Genomic DNA, 13,210 nt, shown 5'->3' with positions numbered 1-13,210 from the left:
TAGCTAAATAGGCTGGAGTTGACTCGTTAGTCCGTCGTTTTTTCTTGCAACGCACTCACCAACTTCTTTAGGTTTTCTATCTCAAGTCGATTGTAAGCGGCTTTGTCCATCACTTCTGTCACCACTTGTTCCGTATTACCTTGGTCACTACTATTTTGTAATTCAAGCAGTGCGATTTTTTGTCTCAACTGCGCATTTTCTTTACGCAAGGCAGAAGACTGTTCTGCTTTATTCAACATCTCCACATCATGAGCAATTCGCTCAGATTGCGTGGTAAGATCTTGATCTCGATAATCATTCCCTTTGGCTACAGTGGAAATTTTATGTAGTCGCGACTCAGCAGCAAGAACCAGTGGCTCAAAATTAGATTTTTCTACATCATTCAGCTTTGTTACTTCAGTCACAACGGCTTCTAATCGGCGAAATTGAAAATTAATGCTATCAACATCCCGTTCGATAGTTTCAAAATCTCGAGGTGATTGACTAACAAATTTTCTTAGCTCGATGATGCCTTGATCGACATAACTAAAGCTGATTGGCGCCAATATATTGTAGCGCGCACTTGAAAGATTAGACAACTTACTCGCAAGCGGATCTACATACATAGCATCAATAACACGAACTTCTAACGCCGTTGCTTTTTCAAGGAAGATCGCTTGGTAATTTTCAGCTCGATCCACCTCCGACACCACTAGATACTGAAACAATTGTTCGTATTCTCGCGTAACGGTTGTATTTGCATGTCTAAAGTATTTTGCGGCATCAAGCTTTCTCAGGTAGGCCATCTGAGTCATTGCCGGGGCAAGCAGTTCGTCGGCTTGTTTTTTTAGACGCTGGATAGCGGTAAAATTGTATTCGACAGTATTCACTCTATCTCGAAATGCAATCGCGTAAGTTTCACTGGAAAACACAGAGTGCTTAACATCTACTTGCGCTGGGTTTTTTCTCATTTCGATAAAAAGCTCATGAGCATCTTTCCAAGAAGACATCATATCGCGATAATTTTCGGGCGCATAAATTCGCAGAGACTCTGCGTCTTCTAAACGTTTAGTCCACAATGAATGAGTCGCCAAAATTTCGTTATATTCTTGTTTTTGCGCTGTCTGGATTTGCTCAGCGCTAAGGTTTGGGTCTCGATCAACCGCGGTAGGCGTTGAAGCACAAGAAGCAATGCCCAAAACACACGTCAGTACTACTATCGCTTTGCGTGTAGACATTTTTTCTCCCGTAGACTCAGACTGCTTATCAATCTAAGTGAAGTAAAGGCACAACAATATAATGGACCATGAACTATATTCAAAGTTCACGATAAAAGACATGACTTAGTGTTCCAACTGATTACAATTCATCCACTTAGCATAAAATATTCACCCTTCTCTCTGAGAACACGGGGTTAGCTAACAAATTATTCACTATATGATTGTCAATGAACTCAAATCGCACTATGTTGATCGAACAATCTAAATGAAAAGGCACCTCTATGAAATTAACGTTAGAACACCTTGCCGAACTTAACTTGCTCCTGCAATTTGACCTAAGCAGTTCAGCCACAGGAATCAAAGTTCATACCGACGCCAACGAAGAGACACAAAAAGCGGTTCAAGCGCTCTATGCGAAAGGTTTGTGTACTATGCCAGATGGTGGATACTTAACAGGTGAAGGCATTGAAGTCGCAGAGCATGCCGACAAAGTGCTACGCGTACTAAACGCTCGACTGTAAAACACCTCGATAACACATAGGCGACCGTTTGAAGCCGTCTATGTGATATCCCCTATCCGTTTCCACAACTTCGCTTTTTCCGTCTTTATAGCGCCACAGTCAGCGAGTTCATCAACACATAAATAGACGTTGATAAGGTTGCCATTTGTCATATGCCCAGTTGAATAGCGTTGTATAAAAGAAGAAGAAAACAAGAAACCCAGCCTCGATCAACAATGCCGCGAATAACGAAACCTGCAAGAACCATGCGATAACTGGAATAGTAAATCCTATAAGCCCAGCCTCAAAACCCAACGCATGCATGACCCTGACGGTCATAGTGCGAGTTTCGCGATTCTCCCCCATGTATTTATCAAACACAATATTGTAGAAATAATTCCAGATCACCGTGAATACGCTCATTCCAACCCCAACAATGACCAACGACCCAGAACTTGTCCCGGAAACCCAAGAAACCACAGGTATAATGATAGCTAACGCCAATACTTCAAACATGATAGCGTGGAATACTCTTTCTTTATTATTCATATAGATAACCATAACTCACATTCAACATGGTAACGATTATGGTCTATGCTTATGACTAGTAAAAGTTAGGTAACATCAGGATTACTGATATGTTAAGTATCGAGCAAATTGAAGCATTTATTACGACGGTAGAAACGGGCTCATTTTCAGCAGCAGCAAGGCAACTTGGAAAGGTTCAATCTGCCATTAGTCAAAATATTGGAAATCTAGAGATAGATTGTGGTGTGAGCGTATTCGACCGGAGAGGCCGATACCCTGTATTAACTGAGGCTGGTCACACGTTACTCCCGTACGCCAAGGCTGTGATGGTTCAACACAATAGGCTCAGTGAACAAGTCGCCAATCTAGCACAAACTAAGGTTCACCCCATAGTTTTAGCCGTTGACGAAGGTATTCCTCTTGAACAAATCACCCCTATTTTGCAAACTCTAGATACAGAATTTCCTACTCTAAAGGTTGAATGCTTGCTCGCTTCCAGTGTCGATATTATTGATATGGTACAGTCTGGTCGAGCGACATCTGGGTTGCTTTACGGCGAACACCTCATTCCTTTCTCTCTCGATTTTGAACATGTTTGCACAATCGCCTTTGATATTTATGTTTCTTCAAAACACCCGCTCGCACAGACACGCTCTCCTCATATCGAAATGTTAAGTTTGCATAGGCAGCTTGTCATCAGCGCGCGCAATTCCCAAGCGAGCAGCTTCCATCAAGTTCTCAGCCCCGATGTGTGGCACTCTGATAGCTATAGTATGATTATAGATTGGTGCATCGCGGGTTGTGGTTGGACATTTGCTCCTAGCTATCTGGCAAAAGAAGCATTGAGACAAGGGCAATTGGTTACTGTGCCCTTAGCATTTGAAAAACTTTCCGCTGTCGTCAATATCGACATTATTCAGCATTCAAGCAAAAGTAACGATGCCGCTCATAAGCGACTTCGTGAGCTAACTAGGCATTTGTTTAAGGACTCGTAGCATGCAAGATTCTTCTGTATTAATCGTCGGCGCAGGCTGGCTAGGCCGCCCACTCGCTGAGCACTTAATGAACCAAGGCTACAACGTAACGGCGACTAAGACATCAGAACAAGGTGTTGCGGCACTAGAAGGTGATGGGATCGATGCTTTGCAGTGTAATCTCACCGCTATTAACGATGACAATCAAAACACATTCGTTAAGGCGTTACAGCAGAAAAAAATCACCACTATCATCGGTTGTTTTCCACCAGGATTTCGACAAGGTCGTGGCACAATGTACGCGACACAATGGGCTCGACTGGTCGACCTCGCGAAACAAGCTAATGTCCGCAAAGTCATTATGATTAGCTCAACCTCCGTCTATCCCGACCGGCCAACATTGATGACCGAAGATATGGCAAGCTTATCATTAAGCCAAACACAAGCTGACTTTAGTGATAAATCCGTTGTTATGCTTACCGCAGAAGAGCATGTTGTTCGTTCTCAGCTTGATTACGCGATCGTGCGCTGCAGTGGACTTTTTGGTCCCAATCGGCATCCTTCTCGCTTTGCGCTTAAGATTAAATCGGTCAGTGATAGAGCGCCTGCAAATATGCTCCATCTTCATGATGCCATTGCTGCAGTCAGCTTTGTATTAAAAGAAATCAAAAACGAAGTGCTCAATGTGACGACGCCAGACACCTGTGATAAAGCCACTTTTTATCGCTCTGCATTGAAAGCGGCAGGGGTAGACTCGTCACTAAACGCGGTAAACTCTACCCCAGACAAGGCCATATCAAGCGGTAAACTACAGGCTTTTGGTTTCACATTTAAATACCAACATACGCTCGATGCACTCGACATCGATATGACTGAGTAATAAATCAACCTAATAGCGCCAGATAAAAAAAGGAAGCGACTCGCTTCCTTTTTTTGTACCTGACTCCACGTAGGGTCCGTAACTCTTATTACTTACCTAGGGCGCTTTTATAGTGTTGGCGGCAAACGGAAACATACTTATCATTTCCCCCGATCGACACTTGGTCACCTTGTGCAATCGCCACACCATGCTCATCGGTACGGATAACCATATTCGCCTTGCGGCCACAATGACAAATCGTTTTGAGCTCAACCAGTTTATCGGCCCATGCTAATAGCTGTCGGCTTCCTTCAAACAACTCACCTAAAAAATCGGTGCGTAGACCGTAACACAGTACTGGGATATGAAGTTTATCAACCACTTCTGTCAGCTGATACACTTGTTCTTTGGATAAGAACTGGCATTCATCGACCAAGATACAGTGTCGAGTCGCCTCGTTATGAAGCTCAGAGATAGCAGTATAAAGGTCAGTGTCTGGTTTAAATAACTGTGCATCCGATTGCAAACCAATTCTCGAACTCACCTTACCAGTACCATAACGGTCATCAAGCGCTGCCGTATAGATAAGCGGGTTCATACCTCGCTCTTGATAATTAAATGACGACTGAAGCAGTGTGGTCGATTTACCCGCATTCATTGCAGAGTAATAAAAATACATTTGAGCCAAAACATTACACCAAAGCTAAAACTTAAAAATAAACCCTTGCAAGCAAGGGCTGAGATTATTCTTATAAAAGGAAAACGCTTACGCTATTTACGGCGCCACGTTGTGCCTTCTGAACTGTCTTCAAGAACGATGCCCATTTCAGTCAATTTCGTTCTAGCTAAATCAGCATTTGCCCAATCTTTTGACGCGCGAGAGTCATTACGAAGTTTAATTAGTGCTTCAATTTCGGCTACTTCATCATTGTTGCCTGCGTCACCTTTAAGGAATGCATCAGGATCTTGATGTAAAATACCAATAACATCAGCAAGTTCGCGCATCACTGCACCTAATTGACTTGCTTGAGCTAACTCAACCGTTTTAAGGCGATTAATCTCACGAGCCATATCAAATAAAACGGAATAAGCTTCTGGCGTATTAAAGTCATCATTCATTGCCGTTGAGAAGCGAGTTACATACTCCTCGCCACCCGTCGGTTCAGCTTGGATATCTAACCCACGCAGTGAAGTATACAAACGCTCTAGCGCTGACTTCGCCATATTCAGGTTGTCTTCACTGTAATTCAGCTGGCTGCGATAATGACCAGACATTAAGAAGTAGCGCACCGTTTCAGCATCATAATGAGATAATACGTCACGAATGGTAAAAAAGTTGCCCAATGACTTAGACATTTTTTCTTTATCAATCATGACCATGCCGCTGTGCATCCATGTGTTTACATAAGGCGTATCATGTGCGCAGCAAGACTGAGCAATTTCATTCTCATGATGCGGGAACTGTAGGTCCGAACCGCCGCCATGAATATCAAAATGATCACCAAGAATCGATGAGTTCATTGCTGAACACTCGATATGCCAACCTGGACGACCCGGCCCCCAAGGTGATTCCCATGTTGGCTCGCCAGGCTTAGACATTTTCCATAATACAAAATCAAGTGGGCTGCGCTTTGCCGTTTCAATATCAACACGAGCGCCTGCTTGAAGCTGGTCGAGATCTTGTTTAGACAAACGACCATAATCCTCAAATTTACTCACCTCAAACATCACATCGCCATTCGTTGCCACATAAGCAAAACCACGCTCAATGAGGCGTTCTACAAGTGCAATGATTTCAGCAATAAATTGCGTCGCACGAGGCTCGACATCTGGGCGTTTCATATTCAGCGCATCGAAATCAGCGTGCATTTCGCCTATCAATCGTTCAGTGAGTGAGTCACACGTCTCACCGTTTTCATTCGCACGCTTAATAATTTTGTCATCGATATCAGTAATGTTGCGAACGAACGTCAGGTCATAACCTACATAGCGAAGGTAGCGAGAAACCACATCAAAAGATACAAAGGTGCGGCCATGGCCAATATGACAGAGATCGTAAATGGTGACCCCACACACATACATACCTACTTTGCCAGCATGGATAGGTTTGAATTCCTCTTTTTGTCTCGTCAGCGTATTGTATATTTTTAGCATGATCTCTATCTGGATAATTACGTGTAAAGTTATGTGAGATTATAACCATAATCGCCGACATAATGGAGCGCTTAAACAAAGAAAACTCACAATTACTCCGGTACTTTATCGTTGATCTTTCCAATATCGTGTAAAAACCACGCACCAATTAGATATTCTGCGAATTTGACCGTTTGCTTGTCTTGTCACTTAAGCTAGAATCGGTGGTTCAACATAAAAACACGTTAAATAGGTATTCATCATGATCACCCTTCATACTAATTTCGGCGACATCAAGGTTCAATTAAACGAAGAGAAAGCACCAGAAACAAGTGCAAACTTCCTACAGTACTGCCGTGATGGTTTTTACGACAACACTTTGTTCCACCGTGTTATCGATGGTTTCATGATTCAAGGCGGCGGCATGACGTCTGGCTTAAAAGAAAAAACAACACGTGCAACGATCAAAAACGAAGCAAACAATGGCCTGAGCAACAAAGTTGGCACACTGGCAATGGCTCGTACAATGGAACCACATTCTGCTAGCTCTCAGTTCTTCATTAACGTTAACGACAACAAATTCCTAGATTTCCGCTCAGAAAGTCTTGATGGTTGGGGTTACTGCGTGTTTGCTGAAGTAGTTGAAGGTCTAGATATCGTAGAAAAAATCAAAGGCGTTAGCACTGGCTCTATGGGTATGCACCAAGATGTACCACTAGAAGAAGTGCTTATTACTAGCACAACTATCCACGAGTAATGGTTAGGGAGAGCGTGGCTCTCCTTTTCCTCATATTATGACGACTTTATTCATATCTGACCTGCACCTCTCGCCTTCTCTCCCCGATACGACAGAATGCTTCATCCAGTTCATGCGCAACGAAGCGATTCACGCTGATGCACTCTATGTGCTGGGTGACCTATTTGAATTTTGGATCGGAGACGATGATCCCTCTGACTTTGCTCACACGATTCGAGACGAATTCAAAACACTGACATCATCGGGTATCCCATGCTATTTTTTACAGGGGAATCGTGATTTCTTACTTGGAAAAAGATTCTGTCGCGACACGGGCATCACCTTGTTGAATGAACAAACCGTCATTGACTTATACGGGCAACGCGCTGTCGTCATGCACGGAGATACCCTTTGTACCGATGACGTTAAATACCTCGCCTATCGAGCAAAAGTTAACCAACCATGGCTTCAATGGTTATTTAATCGACTTCCTTTCTTTACAAGATGCCGTATTGTTAATAAGATACAAGGCGATATCAAAGAAGAAAAAATCGGAAAATCGCTTGATATTATGGACGTGACACAACATGAAGTTGAAGTGGTCATGCAAGCAGAGAATGTCAAACTCATGATTCATGGGCACACACACCGTCCGAATATTCATACATTTGATATCGAAGGCGAAGAATACACCCGTATCGTCCTTGGTGATTGGTACACACAAGGCTCTGTATTGGTCTGCACACCTGGAAAACAGGAACTGCAAATCCGACATTTTGTCAAAAGCATGAGCCATTCCACATAAAATCCGACAGATCGATGGTCAACGTTACTTATTAGACGTTAAGATAGTTGATACGTTTATGAGATCACGATGCCAAATTTGAAATACTCGTACATTGCTAGACAACCTATTTTAGATAATCAACAAAAAACCATTGGTTATGAGTTGCTTTTTAGGGACGGTCCGAATAATACGTTTCCTGATATTGACCCCGATATCGCGACAAATCGTTTGCTTTCCGAGCACTTTTTAGCCACGCATTACAGTACGATAGGCGATAAACTTGGCTTCGTTAACTTTCCCTATCAGAGTTTGGTTAACCTTGTCCCTACGCTATTTCCTAAAGATAACTTAGTCATCGAAATACTCGAGAGTTGCGAGCCGACCAAGGAGCTGTTGTCTGCAGTTCGGAAAATGGCGGAAGCGGGTTACACTATTGCCTTAGATGATTTCATCCCTAAAAAGGAGTGGTTACCGTTCTTACCGTATACCTCGATCATCAAGATCGATATTCGTCAGTATCCGCTTGATAAAGCCAAAGCGCTTATCAACAAACTACATGCTCACGACATCATTTTCTTGGCAGAAAAAGTTGAAACTTATGAAGAATTTGAACTGGCTAAATCGGTAGGGTTTACCCAATTTCAAGGGTACTTTTTTAGTAAGCCGCAACTTATTCGTCGCAAACAGATAAAACCGTCATTTCCAACGGTTGTTCAGCTATGTAAAGAAATCTCCAACCCAAATATAGATTATGATGAACTAGAACGCTTATTCTCGCTCGACGTCACCTTATCCTACAAGCTGCTAACGTTTGTAAACTCTTCTTATCTCATCCGTGCAGAAATCAAATCGTTTAAACAAGCACTGGTTTACCTCGGTGAGGATCGTTTACGTAAATTCATTTCCTTGGTCGCAATCACGTCTACGCAAGACGACAAACCAGATTCTCTGTACAGTTTATCGATCCAACGAGCTCGCTTTTGTGAACTGATTTTGCAAGATATGAATAGTAATATCGAAGATGGTCTCGGTTTTCTTACTGGTATGTTCTCATTACTTGATTCATTGTTTGATCAGCCGCTTGAAGAGCTTGTGCATAAAATGCCAATCAATAACCTAGTAAAGTCAGCATTGGTGATTAAAAAAGGCAAGCTTGGGGATATATTGAGTTTAGTCAAAGCTTACGAGGCTGCCGATTGGTCTTCTGTGATTCAACTTCGCGATAAGCTTGAACTTAATGATGAGAGACTAGCAAAGCACTATGACGATGCGATAAAATGGACAGAAGATCTACTCACGATCGAATCTGACTATCACACTCACGCTTAATTTAGGTTCACTATGTCACTTTGCTTTTGTGGCAGCCAGCTAGAGTTTTCAGCTTGTTGCCAGCCAATCCATCTCAACCCTGCCCTTGCCACAACACCACAACAATTAATGCGAGCACGTTTCTGCGCACACGTCACAAAGAATGTCGATTTCGTTGTTGATACTTACCATCCAAGCTGCATGGCCGAAGAAGAGCGCGACTCTATTGCCGATTCAATTGACGGGAAATGGACCAAGCTAGAAGTGACAAATACAGAGAACGGGGCAAACTCGCATGAAGGTTATGTCACTTTTAAAGCGTATTTAGAAGAGAATGGATTTGAACATTGCTTGTCTGAACGCTCACGATTTCTGTTTGAAAACGAGCAGTGGTATTACGTCGATGGGGAGTTGGATGATAGCCTACCACCTCGCCCTATCTCGATTGAATCATCGAAAGTCGGCAGAAACGATCCTTGCCCTTGCGGTAGCAAGAAAAAACACAAGAAGTGCTGTGGATAACCGCCCCTTGAACACTCCGGTTACTTTCGTTGAATAGATACCGTCAATAAGCTTGTCCTGCGAATGATACACAACTGACAAGCTTACTATATCAATATTATTTTAGAGCGTGTTTATTGCTGATACGCTTTAAATTGATTGGTCAACGGGTCGTACTTATAGCCTAGCATATCAAGCTTACCGACAACCCCTTCAATATCTAACTCATACGCGCATACCAATTCTTCAAAGGATTCACACTCTAAACGCAGCTTTTCGTTCACGATTCCCAGCAAAATGATGCTATCAAAACCACTGACATTACTTAAATCCATCGTCACTCTCCCCAAAAAAAAGCCAGTCTTTTAAAGACTAGCTTGGTTTAAAGAAATAGAAAGCGACATGCTGCTCATATTCAAGATGTCAGACTGTGTTCACATGAAACTTCCGCATCCGCCCTACATCACCGCGTAAAGCTGGAACAAGCCGACATTAGCAGAAAGTAAGCAAAAAAAGGCAACACTGAGCTGACGTTTTTCAGGGGCATGATGGCGAACAAGATGCCAGACCCAACAAGTAATACCCACCAGCAACATGACAAAAGACATCACGAGCTCAATCACATAATGTTGCGCAACACTTTCTTGCCAGTGATAGGCATTTCCTAAAAAGCTAACGGCGAATACGATCGCAAGTATCACTCCAGAAACAGGGAGAATTCTGTGGAAAGCTTGCAGACGGGTACGAGCAATCGTCAATAAAAGGTGAGCAAAGGCCGTACCAAGCAAAAGACCGGAACTTAATAGTGCTACCCCATGACCAAATGTTGCCTGCGAAGAAATAAGAATAGCGGAAAAGGCAATGCCAAACCCATTGGCTAGATGGATAACCCAAAAAGGACCTCGCTCTCGCGTTTTGCCCGTTTTTACTTTTGAATAAAAATAGAAAATAGCAAAAACGACAAGAAAGGCCTCTACTTTAAGCGAGGCAATGGCCAACCACAGCAAGCCAATAGCTGGCAACAATTTATGAATTCGGCCGCGCTGACCTGGACAGATATCACCTTTAGCCAATATGAGCGTAAGAATGAGCAATGTCACCGTAATAGATGGCGCTAGTAACGTTAGAATTGAAGAAACCATAATTCCATTATTCACAGACATAAAAGTGCGCTGATGATATATCAGCTTGAGTCACTTTACTATTGTTGCTCTCAATGCCCATTCCATATAACCCTACGCTCTTTATTGACAAAGCTTTAATTTTGAAGTCTCTCGATTAGAAGTATATAATGCGCGCCTCCAAAGTTAGAGGTCAAAACATGTACAACGACATAACCCCAATCCATGAAACCAAAAAATACTGGGCTGAGTGCTACGGTGTTGCTCCATTTCTACCCACCAGTAGGAAAGAGATGGATGCTCTTGGTTGGGATAGCTGTGACATTATTATTGTAACGGGCGACGCGTATGTGGACCACCCTAGCTTTGGTATGGCAATCATTGGTCGACTATTAGAAGCTCAAGGTTTTCGAGTCGGTATCATCGCTCAACCTGAGTGGAACAACAAAGACGCCTTCATGGCGCTCGGCCAGCCGAACCTATTTTTTGGTATTACGGCTGGTAATATGGACTCAATGATCAACCGTTATACGGCTGACAAAAAACTGCGTCATGATGATGCTTATACGCCAAATAATGAAGGCGGCAAGCGCCCAGACCGAGCCACATTGGTTTATTCTCAGCGCTGTCGTGAAGCGTTCAAAGAGACACCTATTGTGCTAGGCGGCATTGAAGCAAGCTTACGTCGAATTGCCCACTATGATTATTGGTCAGATAAAGTACGTCGCTCCGTGCTATTTGACGCAAAGGCCGACATTTTATTGTTTGGTAACGCAGAGCGTGCCCTCGTCGAAGTCGCCCATCGATTGGCTGATGGCGAGCCTATAACAGCGCTGACTGATATCCGCGGTACTGCCATTAACCTTCCTGCAGAGCCAGAAGGCTACAAAATCATTGATTCATCGCGAATAGAAAAACCGGGCAAAGCGTTTGTCCCACAGAATCCTTATGAAGTCGAAACAAATTGCGACACAAACAAAAAAGAAACCGATGTCACGGTAGAAGCTCAACCAATTGCGATTCGACCTTCCCGCCACGACTCAAAAACAACGGCCGTTAGGCTTCCGCCGTTTGAAAAGCTCAATAACGACCGTATTTTGTATGCGCACGCTAGCCGAATCATGCATTTGGAAACCAATCCTTATTCAGGTAGAGCGCTCATTCAACGTCACGGAAACCGTGAACTTTGGGTTAACCAAGCACCAATCCCACTGTCTACGAATGAAATGGATTACGTCTTTGGGCTGCCTTATGCTCGTGTACCTCATCCTGCCTACGGCAAAGCCAAGATTCCAGCTTACGAGATGATCAAAACCTCGGTCAATATCATGCGTGGCTGTTTTGGTGGCTGTTCATTCTGCTCTATTACCGAGCACGAAGGACGCATCATTCAGAACCGTTCTAAAGATTCCATCATCAATGAACTGGAAGAAATTCGTGACAAAGTGCCAGGATTTACCGGCACCATCTCTGACCTTGGCGGACCAACGGCTAACATGTACCGCTTAGGGTGTTCCGACCCTAAAGCAGAAGCAAACTGTCGTCGACCATCGTGCGTGTTCCCGGGCATCTGTAACAAGCTTAATACCGACCACAAACACACCATCGACCTCTATCGCTCAGCGAGAAAAGTCGATGGCATTAAGAAGGTCCTGATCGCTTCTGGTGTTCGATACGATTTGGCAATTGAATCACCAGAGTATGTCCGTGAACTGGTTACACATCACGTCGGTGGGTATCTAAAAATTGCCCCTGAACACACAGAGAAAGCCCCGCTGGATCTGATGATGAAACCCGGCATGGGCACGTACGATCGTTTCAAAGAAATGTTTGAAAAATACAGCAAGGAAGCAGGTAAGAAACAATATCTTATCCCTTACTTTATCTCAGCGCACCCAGGCGCCGAAGACGAAGACATGCTGAACTTGGCGCTTTGGCTGAAGAAAAACAACTTTGAGTGCGATCAGGTCCAAAACTTCTACCCATCTCCAATGTGTAATGCCACGTCCATGTATTACTCGGAGACCAACCCGCTCAAGCGAGTGAAGTACAAAAAACGAATCGATATACCCGTTGCAAAAGGTGAACGTCAGCGTCGACTCCACAAGGCGCTACTTCGCTACCACGATCCATCTAACTGGCCAATGATACGTGAGGCCCTCATTAGCATGGGTAAGGCGTACTTGATTGGCGAAAAAGACAGTTGCTTGGTTCCGGCCGAAGATCTGGATTCAAAAACCCCAGCTCAACGCAGAAAATCAGGCCGTCACGGTGCACATCGCTTCGCAACTAAGCACACCAAAGGTCAACCAGACATTCGTACCGATGGACAAAACCAACGAAATGGCAAAAAAAAGCCGGGTAGCCGAAGCAATAGCGCAACGCCCCCCACTAAAAAGCCAAACAAGAATAGACGACCTAACGCCAGATAAATCGACAGCGATGTAGGTTAAGACCCAGTATTGAACCGATTAGAAAACGCTTCTCAATTTGAGAAGCGTTTTTTTATTTTGGGAATCCCATTCCTTAATGATTTTAACCTATTGATTAAAAACAAATAAATT

At 43.6% G+C, this 13,210-nt stretch carries 14 protein-coding genes; 8 read left to right on the top strand and 6 right to left on the bottom strand.

What is annotated here, in order from left to right:
* Positions 1-26 precede the first annotated feature (26 nt).
* A complete protein-coding gene (locus ACE1OE_RS05065) occupies positions 27-1,217 on the bottom strand; it encodes a hypothetical protein (protein ID WP_372060485.1) in 1,191 nt (396 codons plus the stop codon).
* Positions 1,218-1,480: 263 nt separating this feature from the next.
* On the opposite strand from ACE1OE_RS05065, the gene ACE1OE_RS05060 reads away from it, so the two are divergent.
* Entirely contained in the window at positions 1,481-1,720 is a 240-nt protein-coding gene (locus ACE1OE_RS05060; RefSeq protein ID WP_102470486.1) for a TIGR02647 family protein, read from the top strand.
* A gap of 111 nt (positions 1,721-1,831) precedes the next feature.
* Here ACE1OE_RS05060 and ACE1OE_RS05055 read toward each other — a convergent pair whose 3' ends face one another.
* Entirely contained in the window at positions 1,832-2,248 is a 417-nt protein-coding gene (locus ACE1OE_RS05055; RefSeq protein WP_372060486.1) for a PACE efflux transporter, read from the bottom strand.
* 89 nt (positions 2,249-2,337) lie between these two features.
* On the opposite strand from ACE1OE_RS05055, the gene ACE1OE_RS05050 reads away from it, so the two are divergent.
* A complete protein-coding gene (locus tag ACE1OE_RS05050) occupies positions 2,338-3,222 on the top strand; it encodes a LysR family transcriptional regulator (protein ID WP_102470485.1) in 885 nt (294 codons plus the stop codon).
* Between the two features lies 1 nt (position 3,223).
* Complete coding sequence (locus ACE1OE_RS05045; protein WP_372060487.1) at positions 3,224-4,081, top strand: NAD-dependent epimerase/dehydratase family protein; 858 nt, start codon at positions 3,224-3,226, stop codon at positions 4,079-4,081.
* A gap of 88 nt (positions 4,082-4,169) precedes the next feature.
* On the opposite strand, the gene ACE1OE_RS05040 is transcribed toward ACE1OE_RS05045, so the two are convergent.
* Positions 4,170-4,748 carry a thymidine kinase gene (locus ACE1OE_RS05040; RefSeq protein ID WP_102470483.1) on the bottom strand — a complete coding sequence of 193 codons (579 nt, stop codon included), beginning with the start codon at positions 4,746-4,748 and terminating at the stop codon, positions 4,170-4,172.
* Positions 4,749-4,831: 83 nt separating this feature from the next.
* Positions 4,832-6,214, bottom strand: a complete 1,383-nt coding sequence (gene cysS / locus ACE1OE_RS05035) for a cysteine--tRNA ligase (protein ID WP_449210337.1) — start codon at positions 6,212-6,214, stop codon at positions 4,832-4,834.
* Positions 6,215-6,455: 241 nt separating this feature from the next.
* Here cysS and ACE1OE_RS05030 point away from each other — a divergent pair, with 241 nt between their 5' ends.
* The 4 genes from ACE1OE_RS05030 (at position 6,456) to ACE1OE_RS05015 (ending at position 9,546) form a co-directional block, all read left to right on the top strand.
* Positions 6,456-6,950 (top strand): peptidylprolyl isomerase, encoded by a 495-nt coding sequence (locus tag ACE1OE_RS05030; RefSeq protein WP_102470481.1) that lies wholly within the window; start codon positions 6,456-6,458, stop codon positions 6,948-6,950.
* A 37-nt stretch (positions 6,951-6,987) separates the two neighbouring features.
* Complete coding sequence (gene lpxH / locus ACE1OE_RS05025; protein ID WP_449210336.1) at positions 6,988-7,734, top strand: UDP-2,3-diacylglucosamine diphosphatase; 747 nt, start codon at positions 6,988-6,990, stop codon at positions 7,732-7,734.
* A gap of 78 nt (positions 7,735-7,812) precedes the next feature.
* Complete coding sequence (locus ACE1OE_RS05020) at positions 7,813-9,045, top strand: EAL and HDOD domain-containing protein (protein ID WP_449210486.1); 1,233 nt, start codon at positions 7,813-7,815, stop codon at positions 9,043-9,045.
* Between the two features lie 12 nt (positions 9,046-9,057).
* Positions 9,058-9,546 carry a YchJ family metal-binding protein gene (locus tag ACE1OE_RS05015; protein WP_449210335.1) on the top strand — a complete coding sequence of 163 codons (489 nt, stop codon included), beginning with the start codon at positions 9,058-9,060 and terminating at the stop codon, positions 9,544-9,546.
* A 113-nt stretch (positions 9,547-9,659) separates the two neighbouring features.
* Here the strand turns inward: ACE1OE_RS05015 and ACE1OE_RS05010 are convergent, their stop codons facing one another.
* Both ACE1OE_RS05010 and ACE1OE_RS05005 read right to left on the bottom strand, forming a co-directional pair.
* A complete protein-coding gene (locus ACE1OE_RS05010) occupies positions 9,660-9,860 on the bottom strand; it encodes a DUF4250 domain-containing protein (protein ID WP_102470478.1) in 201 nt (66 codons plus the stop codon).
* A gap of 123 nt (positions 9,861-9,983) precedes the next feature.
* Positions 9,984-10,667, bottom strand: a complete 684-nt coding sequence (locus tag ACE1OE_RS05005; RefSeq protein ID WP_102470477.1) for a hypothetical protein — start codon at positions 10,665-10,667, stop codon at positions 9,984-9,986.
* A gap of 179 nt (positions 10,668-10,846) precedes the next feature.
* On the opposite strand from ACE1OE_RS05005, the gene ACE1OE_RS05000 reads away from it, so the two are divergent.
* A complete protein-coding gene (locus ACE1OE_RS05000; protein ID WP_449210334.1) occupies positions 10,847-13,078 on the top strand; it encodes a YgiQ family radical SAM protein in 2,232 nt (743 codons plus the stop codon).
* The last annotated feature ends 132 nt before the right edge of the window (positions 13,079-13,210 follow it).

Source organism: Vibrio sp. E150_011, assembly GCF_053544015.1.
This window is presented reverse-complemented; position numbering and strand designations above follow the sequence as displayed.

What these genes read in the sequence shown, in the direction of transcription:
- ACE1OE_RS05005 (WP_102470477.1), bottom strand. Translation starts at nt 10,667, where the DNA reads ATGGTTTCTTCAATTCTAACGTTACTAGCGCCATCTATTACGGTGACA.
- ACE1OE_RS05060 (WP_102470486.1), top strand. Translation starts at nt 1,481, where the DNA reads ATGAAATTAACGTTAGAACACCTTGCCGAACTTAACTTGCTCCTGCAA.
- ACE1OE_RS05065 (WP_372060485.1), bottom strand. Translation starts at nt 1,217, where the DNA reads ATGTCTACACGCAAAGCGATAGTAGTACTGACGTGTGTTTTGGGCATT.
- cysS (WP_449210337.1), bottom strand. Translation starts at nt 6,214, where the DNA reads ATGCTAAAAATATACAATACGCTGACGAGACAAAAAGAGGAATTCAAA.
- ACE1OE_RS05030 (WP_102470481.1), top strand. Translation starts at nt 6,456, where the DNA reads ATGATCACCCTTCATACTAATTTCGGCGACATCAAGGTTCAATTAAAC.
- ACE1OE_RS05045 (WP_372060487.1), top strand. Translation starts at nt 3,224, where the DNA reads ATGCAAGATTCTTCTGTATTAATCGTCGGCGCAGGCTGGCTAGGCCGC.
- ACE1OE_RS05010 (WP_102470478.1), bottom strand. Translation starts at nt 9,860, where the DNA reads ATGGATTTAAGTAATGTCAGTGGTTTTGATAGCATCATTTTGCTGGGA.
- ACE1OE_RS05055 (WP_372060486.1), bottom strand. Translation starts at nt 2,248, where the DNA reads ATGAATAATAAAGAAAGAGTATTCCACGCTATCATGTTTGAAGTATTG.
- ACE1OE_RS05050 (WP_102470485.1), top strand. Translation starts at nt 2,338, where the DNA reads ATGTTAAGTATCGAGCAAATTGAAGCATTTATTACGACGGTAGAAACG.
- lpxH (WP_449210336.1), top strand. Translation starts at nt 6,988, where the DNA reads ATGACGACTTTATTCATATCTGACCTGCACCTCTCGCCTTCTCTCCCC.
- ACE1OE_RS05015 (WP_449210335.1), top strand. Translation starts at nt 9,058, where the DNA reads ATGTCACTTTGCTTTTGTGGCAGCCAGCTAGAGTTTTCAGCTTGTTGC.
- ACE1OE_RS05000 (WP_449210334.1), top strand. Translation starts at nt 10,847, where the DNA reads ATGTACAACGACATAACCCCAATCCATGAAACCAAAAAATACTGGGCT.